The sequence below is a fragment of the Tunturiibacter empetritectus genome, from assembly GCF_013410875.1.
In the GTDB taxonomy this organism is placed as follows: Bacteria; Acidobacteriota; Terriglobia; order Terriglobales; family Acidobacteriaceae; genus Edaphobacter; species Edaphobacter empetritectus.
This window is the reverse complement of sequence record NZ_JACCCU010000003.1, coordinates 600,029-613,496: the sequence shown is the minus strand read 5'-3', so window position 1 is coordinate 613,496 and position 13,468 is coordinate 600,029. Positions and strand designations below refer to the sequence as shown.

At 59.9% G+C, this 13,468-nt stretch carries 14 protein-coding genes; 6 read left to right on the top strand and 8 right to left on the bottom strand.

What is annotated here, in order from left to right; translation table 11 throughout:
• Positions 1-9 precede the first annotated feature (9 nt).
• From HDF08_RS20415 to HDF08_RS20405, 3 genes are all read right to left on the bottom strand, one after another.
• Entirely contained in the window at positions 10-372 is a 363-nt protein-coding gene (locus HDF08_RS20415; RefSeq protein ID WP_179640484.1) for a hypothetical protein, read from the bottom strand.
• A 280-nt stretch (positions 373-652) separates the two neighbouring features.
• Positions 653-994, bottom strand: coding sequence for a CsbD family protein (locus tag HDF08_RS20410; protein WP_179640483.1), 342 nt, complete (start codon positions 992-994; stop codon positions 653-655).
• Positions 995-1,141: 147 nt separating this feature from the next.
• A complete protein-coding gene (locus HDF08_RS20405) occupies positions 1,142-1,822 on the bottom strand; it encodes an LPS-assembly lipoprotein LptE (RefSeq protein ID WP_179640482.1) in 681 nt (226 codons plus the stop codon).
• Positions 1,823-2,172: 350 nt separating this feature from the next.
• Between HDF08_RS20405 and HDF08_RS20400 the strand changes: the two genes are divergently transcribed.
• The 4 genes from HDF08_RS20400 (at position 2,173) to HDF08_RS20385 (ending at position 4,006) form a co-directional block, all read left to right on the top strand.
• Entirely contained in the window at positions 2,173-2,541 is a 369-nt protein-coding gene (locus HDF08_RS20400; RefSeq protein WP_257031306.1) for a hypothetical protein, read from the top strand.
• A 38-nt stretch (positions 2,542-2,579) separates the two neighbouring features.
• Positions 2,580-2,978: a hypothetical protein gene (locus HDF08_RS20395; RefSeq protein WP_179640481.1), complete on the top strand. Its 399-nt coding sequence runs from the start codon at positions 2,580-2,582 to the stop codon at positions 2,976-2,978.
• A gap of 55 nt (positions 2,979-3,033) precedes the next feature.
• Complete coding sequence (locus HDF08_RS20390; RefSeq protein ID WP_179640480.1) at positions 3,034-3,492, top strand: nuclear transport factor 2 family protein; 459 nt, start codon at positions 3,034-3,036, stop codon at positions 3,490-3,492.
• Between the two features lie 277 nt (positions 3,493-3,769).
• Positions 3,770-4,006: a hypothetical protein gene (locus HDF08_RS20385; RefSeq protein ID WP_179640479.1), complete on the top strand. Its 237-nt coding sequence runs from the start codon at positions 3,770-3,772 to the stop codon at positions 4,004-4,006.
• A gap of 36 nt (positions 4,007-4,042) precedes the next feature.
• Here the strand turns inward: HDF08_RS20385 and HDF08_RS20380 are convergent, their stop codons facing one another.
• A complete protein-coding gene (locus tag HDF08_RS20380) occupies positions 4,043-4,459 on the bottom strand; it encodes a c-type cytochrome domain-containing protein (RefSeq protein ID WP_179640478.1) in 417 nt (138 codons plus the stop codon).
• A gap of 110 nt (positions 4,460-4,569) precedes the next feature.
• Between HDF08_RS20380 and HDF08_RS20375 the strand changes: the two genes are divergently transcribed.
• The gene (locus HDF08_RS20375; protein WP_179640477.1) at positions 4,570-5,832 is read left to right on the top strand and encodes a DUF5715 family protein; all 1,263 of its coding nucleotides are present in this window, start codon (positions 4,570-4,572) and stop codon (positions 5,830-5,832) included.
• On the opposite strand, the gene HDF08_RS20370 is transcribed toward HDF08_RS20375, so the two are convergent.
• The 4 genes from HDF08_RS20370 to HDF08_RS20355 form a co-directional block, all read right to left on the bottom strand.
• Positions 5,829-6,848, bottom strand: a complete 1,020-nt coding sequence (locus tag HDF08_RS20370; protein WP_179640476.1) for a Gfo/Idh/MocA family protein — start codon at positions 6,846-6,848, stop codon at positions 5,829-5,831. The two genes, HDF08_RS20375 and HDF08_RS20370, sit on opposite strands and share 4 nt — an antisense overlap.
• 42 nt (positions 6,849-6,890) lie before the next feature.
• Positions 6,891-8,018: a SurA N-terminal domain-containing protein gene (locus tag HDF08_RS20365; RefSeq protein ID WP_257031305.1), complete on the bottom strand. Its 1,128-nt coding sequence runs from the start codon at positions 8,016-8,018 to the stop codon at positions 6,891-6,893.
• A 22-nt stretch (positions 8,019-8,040) separates the two neighbouring features.
• Positions 8,041-9,039 carry a DsbA family protein gene (locus HDF08_RS20360; RefSeq protein WP_179640475.1) on the bottom strand — a complete coding sequence of 333 codons (999 nt, stop codon included), beginning with the start codon at positions 9,037-9,039 and terminating at the stop codon, positions 8,041-8,043.
• An 85-nt stretch (positions 9,040-9,124) separates the two neighbouring features.
• Positions 9,125-11,881: an LPS-assembly protein LptD gene (locus HDF08_RS20355; protein WP_353070233.1), complete on the bottom strand. Its 2,757-nt coding sequence runs from the start codon at positions 11,879-11,881 to the stop codon at positions 9,125-9,127.
• Between the two features lie 51 nt (positions 11,882-11,932).
• On the opposite strand from HDF08_RS20355, the gene HDF08_RS20350 reads away from it, so the two are divergent.
• On the top strand, positions 11,933-13,321 hold the full coding sequence (locus HDF08_RS20350; protein WP_179640474.1) for an RDD family protein: 1,389 nt from the start codon (positions 11,933-11,935) through the stop codon (positions 13,319-13,321).
• Positions 13,322-13,468 lie beyond the last annotated feature (147 nt).

Sequence of the window (13,468 nt, the reverse complement as noted above, 5' to 3'; positions counted from 1 at the left end):
TGCCGACTGCTACTGACCCTTGTAGGCGTTGGTGTAGCCCTTCACAAAGGACTCACGAAACTCCGTTTTAAAGGTGTCTTTGTCCATCCCCTTAGGGATCTTCGCGTGAGCGTAGGCTTTGTTCTCGGTGGGTTTGAATGATGTGCCACGGGATAGGTCGGCCTGGCCCTGGTTGAAGCCTGCGGCGTAGCCCTGACGAGCCACCATGTTGGGGGTGCCGTGTTCGGGATAAGCCATGTCGTAGCCGCGTGGTGCGGACCAGCTATTTGCATCGCTGTCTTGCGAAGACTGCGCCAAGCCAGCGGGCACAACACTGAGAGAAAGCACACCAGCAAGCATAAGATGGGCCCAAGCGTTTTTGCGAAAGATCATAAAACCTCCGGATGGTCAGCGGTACTGCACTACTCCACCTGTGAGGTACGACTCGGTATGGTTGGGTGGGGTTGCCCTGGGTTGGGCTGCGCTGAGTTATTGCAGATGCGGGATCGTTCGCTCGGTTCGACTTTGTTCAGGGTCAGGAGGATGGCCGCTTTAAAACAAACCGCTCATCTTAAACAAACCGCCCACCTTCGCAACGGAACATTGCGCGGATGGGCGGTTTTTGTTGCATGAGAACCGTGGGCCCACATCTATTGTTGCAGCTTTGTTTCTATTAGTTCAATTCGTGGATGGTTTGTCCGACGGCTTCGCCGACGCGTCCTGCAACGTCTTTAACGTTGCCTATGACGCGGTCTGCTGCGCCTTCGTCAGCGAGATTCTGGTTGCCGGTGAGATTGCCAACGCCTTGCTTGATTGCTCCGGCGAAGGAGCCGACCTTGCCCTCGGCCTGCTTCTTTGTGCCCCAGGCGAAGGTCTTACGGGCGGCGTCGGTGAATCCGTCATAACCGATGTCGTAGGCTGGCTCGGGTTTATCCGAGAGTTGATCGAAGAACAGCACATACGTTGCAGCGATGCCAATTCCCATGCCGACCAGAATCCAAGGGAGTCCTTTCATAACAAACCTCCAGTGAATGAGATGCAAAGTATGGGTGCGGCGAACAAAAAATTATCCGGGCCGAGGCGAGTTGCTCGGGTGCTGGCGGTGAGGCGGGTTGGCTTGCCGGCCTGCTGGATGCTTGACTGCTGGATTTGATGGGCGATTTTAGTGGGTTGCGGCGCCTGCGCGAAGCGGCTGCAGATCCTGATCGAGCATTCCGGCGAGGTCCATGGCGAGGCCTGCGCCCTTCGCGTCGGTGTAGGTGCCTAAGGTGCCTTTGAGCTCGACATCCTTCTTCTTGCCGGCGACCTCTTCGGTGCAGGGGGTTCCGGTGAGATAGGAGGCGGTGAAGCCGATGGTGCGTTTGGCGGTGGTCTGCTCCTGGATGACGACGTGGAGTGTGCGGTCGGCGTTGGCGACGGTGTCGACTACGGTGACGCCGGTGAGGGCGCTGATGGCCTGACGGATCTGGCCGGCGATGGCACCGGTGGAGTCGTCGCCGGCGACGGTGAGCAGGACGTGGATCTGGCCGGAGGGTGCGGTTCCGGTGGCTGGGCAGACGAGCCAGTGCTTGCGTGGATCGGGTTTGGCGGAGTTCATGAGATTGTTGAGCTGGACCTGGGTGAGTTTGTTGAGGCCGTCGGTCTTGAAGTCGTCGGAGGAGAGGCCGAGTGCCTTCTGGACGTCGGGCGACCAGGTTGCCATTGCTGTTTTGGAGGAGGTTCTTGGCTTGTGCGGGGCGGGCGATGGAGTTGTTTGCGCGGACATGAGAGAGCCGGCGAGACCCAGTGCCATGACTGCGCCTGCCACTAAGCCTGCCGAGATGGTACCGATTCGATGCTTCACAATCCCCCTCCAAATACTGCTGTTTGAAAGCTACTGCAAGATGAGACGATCCTGCAGGGCAAATAGACGAAATCGACTTGTATGGTTGATTCTTGTTGGATAGATGATGCCTGATCTTAAAAGGGATGAACTGATTGGGGATACACCCTTCGCGGTTACTTTCGACGGGCTGGGTTCCGGCTAGTGCTCGATCTCCGGGGTTCCATCAAATCTCCGGGATTCCATCAAGGGGCTGGCTATATTCCTAACTGGCTATATTTCCTAACTTGTGGCGGATTGGCACTTACCTTCCCTGGCTGGACCTGCGAATTTAACTCTGCGCGGCGAGGAGATTCGGCATCCAACCGGGGATGACCAAGCTACGAAACGCGGTCCTATTGACTCCTCTGCTGCTTGCGAGCTGCACTCCGGCGTTCGCACAGCGTTATAACAACAACAACAACGCCTACTACAGCGGGATGCGCAACGGCGGACGCGGCGGGAACTACTATAACGACCGGGATCGCCGCTACCACGACGACCACTACAGAGATAATCAGGGAGGCATCGGACCTGGCAAGGGCGCGCTGATCGGCGCCGGGGGCGGTGCAATTCTGGGCGCGGTGTTTGGTGGCGGCTTGAAAGGAACGATTATTGGCGGGGCCGCAGGTGCAGGTATTGGCGCCGTGGTCGGCAACGCTGCCCAGAACAATCGCGATGATCGCTATCACCGGTACTAGACGCCTTTCTAACCTACGAACGTAAAGGAACGATCCCCATGCGCCTCTTCTCTCGCCTCGCACTCTGCTTCGCTCTGACCGCAGTTGGCCTTTGCGCTTCGGCTCAGCAACCGTCGGCTGCGACGATTACTCCTTCGGCAGACTCGACTGCTGCCCACAACTGGACGAAGGAGCAGATTCTGACCTGCACGGTCTCTGACTGCTGGCAGCTTGCCGGCAAGAATGAGGGGACGTTCTTCGACATCGTTCAGCAACTGGCGGAGATCTCGGCGGAGACACGGGGCCTGACGCTTCCGGAGAGCGCTGAGGCCGGCAAACGCGCGGGCGAATACATCAAGGCAAAGGCAAAGGCCGATCATGGACAACTGCTCTATGCCATCGTCGATGCTTCTGTCCGTCGGGTGGGGACCAAGTCGGCAACGGCGCCGGCGAACTGAACTGGGTACAACCTTCCGGCGTCCATAACGGGAGGGAGACGCTAAGATAATCCCCATGCGTCTCCTCCTTCTGGTTATCGCTTCGCTTCTTGGTTCCGGAGCAGTTGCTCAGACCCCTGCGGCTTCGTCACCGCTGCCTGCCTCGATCGATATCGTCAAGCTGGAACAGAATCTTTGGACGACGATGGCTGAAGGCGACTTCGGGACGGTTCGCAGTCTGTTTACGGAAGACTTCATCCTGGTGGACGAGCACATTCAGGCTCTGGACACGCTGCTGATCACGCTGAAGCACTGCAAGCTTGAGTCGTATGAGCTTCGCGATCTGCAGGTTCGTATTCTGACGCCAGACTCTGCGCTTACTGCGTATCACGTAGTGAATACGTTCCAGTGCGGCACGCCAGAGAAACCCACCGTAATGAAGAATGACAATAACTCCGTCACGGTCTGGGTTCGTCAACCCAAGAGCGGGAGATGGCTTGCCCAGGTGCACACAGAGACGCCCGCGAAGCCCTGACGATGGGTGGAAAAATCCTTCGAGCCTCTGCTTCGCGAAGATCCCAATATGGGACGTGCGCGGACCTGCGGATTATTTTATTCGATAAAAACCGACTGTCAGTATTGAGGGCGGTCTAGAGTTCTGAATAGAAGTTCAAGACGAAATGCAAGATAAAAGATGTGTTTAGCTTTCGATACACGAAGTATTCATGGAACCGAAACTTTTGCCTGCGCATTGCGTCTTCACCTTCATTGAGATTGGGCCCCCTGAGGCACACCTCCCCAGAGGCAACAGAATGACTTTTGGTTTCAAGCGATTCGCGATCACGCTGATGCTCTTTCTAGCGCTCAGCTTTGCCTTTGAGCGCCAAGCCCATGCTTACGTTGATCCCGGTTCAGGCCTGCTTATGTTTCAAGGCATCAGCGCGGCGGTCTCAGGAGCGCTCTTCTACTTCCGCCGCCGGATTAAGAATCTGTTCGTCCGGAGCCAGGAGAGGCCGGAGACGGGAACGAGAACTCCATCCAGCTCTTAGCGGATTGGTGCGGGACCTGATCACTTTGAGGAAGAGTTACGGCGGAGGATCGGCCGGCATGATCGCGCCTGCCTTTACCCACTGCTCGACGGTTGCGATGTCCGCGTCGGAGAGCTTTGGCTGCTTCGGTGGCATGGGCATGGGGTCCTTCGCTGGGCCCTCATGGCGGATCAGCCGCACCAGAAGACTGTTTGCGGGATCGCCTGGAATGAGCACGGTGCCCTCGTGGCCGCCCTTCAACATTCCTGCTCGCGTTTGAATATTCAATCCGCCACGGTGGTTCATTCCCCCATGGCAGCGGTAGCAGTTGGCCTGAAAGATGGGCTGGACCCTGGTCGTGTAGAACTCGGGCGCGACTGCCGCATCCTGCGCCGCCTGCACGGTTGCTGCCTGAAAGCCCCACCCAATCAACCCGACAGCGACCAGACCGAAGCCCAGCAACATTCTCCTCATCCACTCCCCCTGTTAACGACCAAGTATACGGAACCCACCTCGTCACTTCCATGCTCTCTCACGAACGTTTAACTTAGGAGTTGCTCTGGCGTCTCCGCGTCTCCAAAAACATGATGCGTTTGACCGCCCCCATCCCGGCCCTTCTGGCGCTTGCGGCTCTGTGTTTTTCTTGCGCAGGCAGCCTCGCCAAACCGATGCATCATCCCTCGGCCCATAAGAAGACTGTTGCCGCTGCGGTGGCGAAGCATCCGGACCGACGGAAGACCGCCGCGAAACCGTCGCATGCAACGCATAGCTCGAAGCATCACAGCGCGCCCACTCCAAAGACCGATCCACCTATGAGCGTGCGCGTTCATGGGCGGTCAGCAGGCGGACGCCATCTGCGCCATGCGGTTCGCGCCTCGCGCCAGAAGGCGACGCAACCTGAGCTGGCTGCCTCCGCCGGGACGCCGTTGAAGGCTACATCAGAGGATTTTCTGAAGGCGGCCGCGTCGACCCAGGTGGAGACCCAAGCTGCTGTGGCGATCCACGGGACGTTGCGCCCCGAAGCGCGCCAGGAAGAGCGCTCCGAAGAACTGAACGAGACACGTCAGGCTACGGCTGCACCTGCGCGCAAGTCGTCGACTTCGTCGAAGCCGGTCTCTGTGGCCAAGCCCGTTCCTGTCATCAGCGTGGTTCGGCCGGCGGCGGAGAGGCCGCAACTGGCCAGCGTGGAAGAGGTGGCCTCGACTCCGGTGATTCTGCCTAATCTTTATAACAAGCGTGGGCGGCTCATCATGCCTCCGCCGTTGAAGGGCTCGCACGAGATTCTCGTTCATCAGAACGAGGTCGCCGATCGCGATGGGCTCTCCCGCATTCAGGATGATGGCGACCTGGTGGATATGCGCGGGAAAAAGTTGCTGGTTGCGCTGCCTGAGAGCGAGGCTCTCCAGGTGGATGATCGGCTACCGGTCAACCGGCGTTACTGCCGTCCGTGGACAGCGCAGTTTCTCGCAACGCTGGCGCGCGCCCACTACGCTCGCTTTCACTCGCCACTGCAGGTGAACTCCGCTGTACGCACAGTTGAATTTCAGCAGCACCTGGTGCACATCAACGGCAATGCGGCGCCGGCTGAGGGCGACACGGCCTCTCCGCATCTGACGGGGCAGGCTGTCGATATTGCGAAGCATGGCCTCTCGCTGACGGAGATTGCGTGGCTTCGGGGCTATCTTTTGCTGCTGGTGCAATCGGGAAAAGTGGATGTGGAAGAGGAGTTTCAACAGTCGTGCTTCCACGTGAGCGTTTACAAGAGGTATCTGCCGCCGGCGCCTGAGCGCGATCTTGCGATTCTGCATCACGGCGGGACTTCTGCCCTGGCTGCGGCTTTGCGCTAAGAGTCTGCGGAGGTGCGGAGGTTCTTGCGGGATCCGCTGCGCCAGCTCGCTATGGCTGCATCGAGCGCCCGCATGTTGTGGAGACCATCTTCGCCGGTAGCCGCGAAGTCGCCATCACTGCGCAGGGCAGCGGCGAAGCTATCCAGCATTCGCGTGTAGCCATCGCCGTTGTCGAGGGTGACTCGCTCGACCACCTCGCCTGCGCGGCGAACGACTATCTCTACTGGGCGATCGACGGTGAGACACCCTTCGGCGGTCATCACGCCATTGTTGCCGTTGACCTCGACCAGAGAGCGGTAGGGTGCACGGGCACTAGTGGTCACCGTGGCAAAGATGTCGCCAGTCATCTCCATCTGGAGCGAGGCGATGGCTTCGAGGTTGCCTGAGGAGGCGTCTTTGCGGGCCAGAGTGTCGACGCTGATGACGTCATTGCCTAGAACGAAGCGCAGGGCGTCGATGCAGTGCACGCCGACATCTCCGATGGGTCCGCCGTAAGCCAGCGTTGCGTCGATGATCCACTTTCTTGCGGAGTTGGTGGCGGGATAGCAGTACTCGGCGCGTGCAAGCTGTGGGGTGCCGATGAGGCCAGCGGCGATTTGGTCGCGCATCCACTCGAGGCTTCGGTTGTAGCGAAAGTTTTGTGCGACGCCGAAGAGTAGACCGGACGCGCTGGCTGCGGCGTTCATCTCTTTGGCCTGTGCTGTGCTCATGGCCAGAGGCTTCTCGCACAGGACTGCTTTGCCGTGCTTTAGCGCAAGGAGCGTGTCGTCGCGGTGCATCGCGTCAGGTGAGGTGATGAAGACGACGTCGACATCCGGCGAAGAGCAGAGCTCCTCCCGCGTGGCGAAGCAGTGAGGGATTTTGTACTCGGCGCAGTTGGCGATGGCGGCAGCGTGATCGCGGCGCCACATCCCGCTCAGTGTGGATTGCTCACACCTGGGAAAGGCAGGCAGCAGCCGACGAATTGCGTGGTGACCAAAGCCAAGGATCGCGAAGCGCACTGGCTGCTGCGTCATGAGACCTCCCGAGAGAGATGAGTGGCGATATTATTTGGAGAGTTAGTGGGCGTCGGTCTTGAAGATCTGTTCGGCGAAGAAGTTCTCCACCTTGGCCTGATCGTGCACCATCTCCAGGTAGGCGCTCTTGAGCAGCTGCGAACGCACATCGCGCAACTGCTGGCGGATGGCCTGCTGGACACGGGGATCGTTGACATCGCGCTGGCCTGCGGGGTCGCGGGAGATCAGCTTGTAGATTGCGTAACCGGCGGGGCGCTTCGTCTGAGCATCGAGCAGCGGAAGGATGTCGGTGATCTGGCCGGCCTTCAGCTTGGTAATGGCGTTGAAGGCGGTGGGATCCTGGTGCAGCTGCGACTCGTCGACGAAGCCCATTTCTCCGCCGTTGGGCGCGGTCTGGGGCTGCTCGGACCAGTTGCTGGCGATGGTGCCGAAGTCCTCGCCGCTGTCCAGGCGATTTTTCAACGCCTGAATCTTCTTCTTCGCTTCGACGTCGTTGGTCGCTTTGCTTCCCTGCAGGTTTCCCGGCTGAGGCGACGGTTGACCGGTCACCTGAATGGTTGCGAGGCGGTACTTGGTCTCAAGCAGATTGAACTCGGCCTTGTGCTGGTTGTAGTAGCTGGCCACATCGGCGTCGGTGACGGTGATCTTGGAGTTGATCTCTTTGTTGAGCAGCTTGTTGATGGTGAGGCTGCGACGCAATGAATGCTTTACATCGTCGATGGTCTGATTGCTGGCCTTCAGGCGTTGCTGAAACTGCTCCTCCGTGTAAGGAGCCTTCATCTCGGCTAGCTTTGCATCGACCTCTTCGTTGGTCGCGGTGAGGTTCATCTTCGCGGCGCGCTGTTCGACGATCTCTTCATCGATCAACTCGCGGAGGAGGTTCAGGCGCAGCGAATCGGCCTGTTCGGGCGAGGGCTGCTGCTGTTGTTGGGCGGCATCTCCGAGTTGCAGTTTGTAGGCTTTCTCGAGGTCGGCCTGCATGATGGCGTGGCCGTTGACCGTGGCGACGACGTCGGCGTTGTGACCGTGGTTGCATCCTGCAACCGGCAAGAGCCCGGCAGCCATCGTCAACAGCAATGGGAGCAATGGAATCGAGGCGGTGCGATAGGAGCGCGTGTTAGAAGTACGTTCGTTCTCGGCCGACAAGCTCGGCACATCCGTATTCCGCATCCAGATCTCCTGCATTCTTCTGCTAGTTGCCGGGTTTGGTCGCCGGCGGGGTTTGAGGCTGTGCCTGAATTGGTGTCGGCGGCGGTGGAGGCGTCTGCCCGGAGGCAATCAGCGCGCTATCGATCATACGATACACGTCCTCGAGGGGCTGCGCTCCCTCCACCTTTTCTCCGTTGATGAAGAGCGCCGGCGTGGAGTCTACCCCCAGGCTTTCGCCCAGCTTGATCGACGCTTTGATGGCCGTGTCATCCTGCTTGGCGAGGCACGCATTCAGCGACTCCGCGTTGAGGTTCTGTTTCTTCCCTTCGTCGCGCGCGAGGGTGTCGAGCGTCTCGTTAGCCTTGGCGAGACTCTTGTCTGTGCCGCCGAGTTCTGCGGCGTGAGCGTGGATGTAGTCCACCAGATTCCAATAGCCCATAGGGCTGTGGGCGCCTACGCAGTTGGTATCAATCGCCGCGCGCATGGCCCAGGGATGCTGATCCAGCGGGAAGTCGCGATAGACGATATGAATCTGATCCTTATAGCGCTCGGTCAACGCGGGAAAGAGCTGCTCGTGCATCTTTGCGCAGTAGGGGCACTCGAGGTCGTCAAAGCCGACGATGAGCACGGGCGCGTTTGCGGGACCGCCGCGTGAAGGCCGGCCATCGCCGCTTACGAGGAGCTTTGGATCCTTGCTGATGTCGAACTTACTGAATTGAGCCAAGGTATTGCCGTCAGTCGAGAGCAGAAATTCGGCGGGCTTGCTGGACTTGCCGTCGGCCAAGAACGATACGCTGATTTTGTCAAAGCCTGGCACGTCGCTGCGGGTACGAGATCCGATCTGAATCACATAGCCTGGAGGAATCGACGCCCTGGAACGGATGAGCACTTCTACCCTTCGCGTGAGCTCAGGAGAGAGCTTGCCCGAAGCATCGCCGGCACCAGGGGGCACAGTCTGCGGAGAGGTCTGTGCATGGCAGCCGAGGGCGGCCAGCGTAAAGGCAAAGATCAGGGTTCGGAACGGCTTCACAGCGATCAACACAATACCTCGATTATCTCACGCAGAGCCGATTTACAAGGCTTCGGACCCCTTGGAGCGGTCCCCGGAAGAGCGCGACTTCGGCGCCTTAGAAGAGGCTGGCTGCACGCCGCAGATTGCCCGCTGTTCCGATGTTCAGCAGGGTGAAGTTGAATCTCTCCGTGGTCTCATTTCGCACCGAGCCCAGCTCGTACTTGCGAACCTCGACGCTGAATCCGCAGCAGTCCCAGTTATAGGACCCCTGCACGGCACCGTACTGCACCAGGCCGGTGTTATTTGCGTTGAGATCCAGCCCTACGTTGCCTGCCACTCCGAGGCCCGGCTTGGTCGGCGAACCATAGCCCAGGAGCAGCCGCAGCTGATTGAAGTCCGAGACTGCCGAGGTTACTCCTTCAGTATAGAAGCGGCCCGGAGCGTTCAACCGCGCGTAGCTGAGGCCGGCAAAGACGTTGTTCTGATGCACGTCCACGAATACGTTGTTGGAGGTAAACTTCTTTGCGCCGGTGTCGAGATCGAAGTCCCACTCCACGTCCATGTGCGAGGAGGTGCGCAGGCGCAGACGGGAGACCAGAGGGGAGATGGCCCTGGGCTCGGTGAGAAATGCGATTCCTGAGAAGTTCAGCGTCGTGTCGAAGATGTTTCGCCGGCCGTTGATGACGGCTCCGCCGAAGTTCTCGTTGAAGAAGTGCTTCTGCGTCAGCCGCCAGCTGAGCAGCGGATGACTGCCGCAGTTGGGCAGCGCATCTTTCTCGCTGCCACCCTGTCCCCTGGTCTGAACCTTGCCGCTATCGTCATCCCAGTACTGGGTCTGCGCGGTGGTCGTGGGTCTTTCTTTGCAGGGACGGGCCTTTGTGGGCCGCAGGAACAGCCGCTGGGTCACTCCGTACTCCAGTTCGTTGGTGTTGCTTACGATATCGGCATCGTCGAAGCGCAGGACGCTCAAGAAGTTGTTCACGCCGGTGACGTAGCGGTAGGTCAGCTCCGGCTCGATGGTGTGCTTCACGTCGTTTCCGCCGAAGAGCTTTTCGACGCGTGGCGAATCGAAGGTCCGCTCCACCACAGGCGCCCGCAGATCTGCCTCAACCTCAACATCGGACCGGTTGAGAGGGTTGGGAAGCTCGACTGGAACTCCGATCGGGGCGTAGGGAACCTGCCTGCTTCTGGAGTACGCGGTCTCGCGAGCGCCTATCGACGCGAGCATGTGCCATCCATCGAAGCCGAGACGATAGGAGAGCTCGGGATGCAGGTCGAACCGCTGGGTAAGCCCGCCGGTAGAGAAGTCCGGCTGCACGCGGGACAGTCCGGCGTGGGAGGCGTCTATGCTCCACAGCAGTCCGGTCCGGCCGATCTCGTGCTCGGTGCTGGTGAAGTCGAGCGACGGCGCATGAAAGATCTTCACCTGTTCTTCCGGGATTGCCGGCGTGGTCGGGGTCGCGGCTACGCCAGCCTGTTTCAGGCCCTGATATCGATCCACACGGGCCGACGCGGAGTATCCGTCCCACTGATGCACGCCATAGACGATCGAAAGGATGTCGCTCGACACTGCGACGCTGAAGTTCTCGGCAAATGCCTCGCGATAGGCGTACGAACTCAGATACTCCACATCCCCGACTACTCTCGTCTGCGAAGTGAAGTCGTGACGCCCCGAAACCGTCGCATCTTCTCCGCCTTGATTCAGGTACACGCCGCTGGTGAAGATGCCACGGTCGAGCAGGCCGGTGTATCGGGCCTTCGCAAAGTCATTGCCTAGTCCGCGGTATCGAAACGTTGCTGACTGCTCCCACCCGCGGAGGGAGTAATACTGCGCGCCTACGGTGAGGTCGGTGCTGCGGTTGATCGCCCAGTAAAACTCCTCGCCGAGGGTGAATCCCTTGGTCGATGAGTAACCCGGCACCGGGATCATGAAGCCGGTCTGCCTCTGCTCGGAGTCCGTTGGGTGGGTTACGTAGGGCAAAAAGAGCACAGGGATATTCATCAGCCGGAAGGTGCTGTTCTGGGCCTTCGCCTTCTCGCTGTCGACCGCAAACTTTCCTGCGTAGAGCATCCAGTCGGGGTGCGGGAGCTGACAGGTGGTCAAGGTGCCGTCGTAGATCTCATAGGACTGCGGCCCTGTCCGTACGACCATGCGGCCGGTGAACAGAAACGGATTGCTGCTGGAGTAGGTGAGCGTGTGGCCTGCGCTCTTGAGCCCGACAGAGCCGGTGACGTCGTAAAAGGTCGCCGTCTGCTGCTTGAGATTCATGGTGCCGTGGCTGGCGGTGAGGTCCTCGTGGTTTGCGCCACCGCTTACGTGCAGATGCCCCGTCGCGGTGAGCTCGCCTGAGGCCTGATCGAACTCGATGTGATCGGCCTTTACGATGCGATCGCGATAGGTCAGCATGACGTCTCCATCCAAGGTGACGACGCTTCCGCTTCTCGACAGCGTGTCTTCCTCTGTCTTTACGTCGGTGGTGTCCTCGGTGGCGGGGAGCACCTCGGCCACCGGATATTGCGTCGCTCGTGGATTTTGCGCCGTTTCTGGATAACGCGCCGCGCCGGGCTCATCCGGCAGGCGCTCATCCGGCAGGCTCGAGGACGTATCTTGCGCATCAGAAAGGGGGGTTGCCTGAGTCGTCACCTGCTGGGCCCGCAGATGTGGATGACTTGCGGGGAGCACCATGATAGTTATCAAGAGGTAAACAGCGGTTCGGAGGCTTCCGGAGTAGAAGCCGCAAGCCTTCGCAACGGGATGGAACGGCTTCGTGCCGCCGAACAGCAGAGCGAGCAGAGGCCGTCGGCGCTGCCCATGGGGCTTGATCCCAGGTTCGTCGGGCTTGAAACTTGATTTGAGACTAATCAGGCGCACCACTCTTTGAGGCTAAACGATTTTACGGAAGCGAGTTTGGAATTGAGCACAATGAGCTCTGCACAGCGTGACCTGCTACCACTGGACGAAACCGGGGCCGAAACGGAAGCGGGCGCACCATTTGCGCTCAGGGAACAGGTAGCCCAACGTCTTGCCGCCCATCGCGCCCGCCGGACGCAGCAGCCGGGCTCAGGGGTCACTGCCATTGCGCAGCCTGGTCCTGAGAAGACACGGTCGTCCCGCATCGCCGCGGCGGTTGCGGAGCGGTACGCCAACTCGCCAAGCTATCGCACGTTTCTCGCCGAGCAGGCCGAAGCTGCGATTCGCGAGGCCGAAGCGGCAGCCGAGGTGGCTGCTCTCAGCGCCAAGGCCGTGGCCGACGCCCAGTACCAGCTGCTGGCTGATCTCGACCAGTGGACGCTGACTCCTCCGGCGCCTGCGCTAGCCGAACCGAGACTCGCCAATGCGGAGCACTCTGACACCGCAACTCGCGCGCTCACTCTTCCAGCGACCGCTCAGGCTCCGGCCCCCGCACTCACGGTGCGGCTCTATGAAGACGCAACCCGTGGCCCGCTGCAGGAACAAGTCTTGCCCCCCAGCCGGCCTCTTATCTACGAGACGTATGGAGCTTTAAATGAGGAAGAGACTCTTGCTCTCGATGAGGAGATCGCCTTCCGCCAGGCTCCGATCTTTGAAGAGTCCGGACCTCCTATCGAGATTCCAGCTAACCTGATCGAGTTTCCGCGGCAGCTGGTGGCGGCGCGTAAGGCTCGTCCGCGGCTGGCAGAAGGGCCGTTGCGCGAGGAGGCCGACCAGGCACCGCACGGCAGCCAGACGGCGCAGCTTCGCATCTTTGAGGTGGAAGCTGCACAGATCTCTACCACTCCAGTGGTCGAGTCTGTCGCGCCGGAGTGGTCATCGATTCTGCTTGCGGCCCATCCTGTCGCGGCGCCAGTCGAAACTCCAGAGGCACCTTTTCAGCTTGAGCACAGACCAGAGGCTGCGCCTCTCAACCTGCGGCTGATGGCTACTATGGTTGATGGGTGCATCATTACGGCTTCTTTTTTGTGCTTTGTCGCGGCCTTCGCGCTGACCGTCGGGAAGCTCTCTGCTGACTCAGCAAATCTTGCTGCCAGCAGCGTGCCCATGAGCCTGCAGACCGCTGCTATCGGTACAGCCGGCACTCTGGCGGTTCTCACTCTGCTCTATCAGCTTCTCTTCTTTACCTTCAGCGAGGCGACTCCCGGGATGCGTTATGCCCGCGTCGGCCTCTGCACTTTTTCGGATGATAACCCTACGCGGTCGGCTATGCGGCGACGCATCTTCGCTACGGTCCTTGCTGCCTGTCCGCTGGGTATCGGCTTCCTTTGGGCGTGGATGGATGAAGACGGCCTTGGGTGGCATGACCGCATCTCCCGCATGTACCAGCGCAGCTACTAGAGGATCTTGTCCTGCCGGACGGGCCTCCTACGCGGAGCGCGGGCGTTCACACGCCTTTTTAGAGCTTCGCGTGGTCCTCCCGCTGGTCGGAATCAACTTTTCTTCCGACCAACGGAAGGACCACTACAGATCGTCGGTTGCAAGAAA

Excerpts from the sequence above, each read along its gene's own strand:
- HDF08_RS20415 (WP_179640484.1), bottom strand. The coding sequence starts at position 372 with ATGATCTTTCGCAAAAACGCTTGGGCCCATCTTATGCTTGCTGGTGTG.
- HDF08_RS20410 (WP_179640483.1), bottom strand. The coding sequence starts at position 994 with ATGAAAGGACTCCCTTGGATTCTGGTCGGCATGGGAATTGGCATCGCT.
- HDF08_RS20400 (WP_257031306.1), top strand. The coding sequence starts at position 2,173 with ATGACCAAGCTACGAAACGCGGTCCTATTGACTCCTCTGCTGCTTGCG.
- HDF08_RS20395 (WP_179640481.1), top strand. The coding sequence starts at position 2,580 with ATGCGCCTCTTCTCTCGCCTCGCACTCTGCTTCGCTCTGACCGCAGTT.
- HDF08_RS20390 (WP_179640480.1), top strand. The coding sequence starts at position 3,034 with ATGCGTCTCCTCCTTCTGGTTATCGCTTCGCTTCTTGGTTCCGGAGCA.
- HDF08_RS20385 (WP_179640479.1), top strand. The coding sequence starts at position 3,770 with ATGACTTTTGGTTTCAAGCGATTCGCGATCACGCTGATGCTCTTTCTA.
- HDF08_RS20380 (WP_179640478.1), bottom strand. The coding sequence starts at position 4,459 with ATGAGGAGAATGTTGCTGGGCTTCGGTCTGGTCGCTGTCGGGTTGATT.
- HDF08_RS20375 (WP_179640477.1), top strand. The coding sequence starts at position 4,570 with ATGATGCGTTTGACCGCCCCCATCCCGGCCCTTCTGGCGCTTGCGGCT.
- HDF08_RS20370 (WP_179640476.1), bottom strand. The coding sequence starts at position 6,848 with ATGACGCAGCAGCCAGTGCGCTTCGCGATCCTTGGCTTTGGTCACCAC.
- HDF08_RS20365 (WP_257031305.1), bottom strand. The coding sequence starts at position 8,018 with ATGCGGAATACGGATGTGCCGAGCTTGTCGGCCGAGAACGAACGTACT.
- HDF08_RS20350 (WP_179640474.1), top strand. The coding sequence starts at position 11,933 with ATGAGCTCTGCACAGCGTGACCTGCTACCACTGGACGAAACCGGGGCC.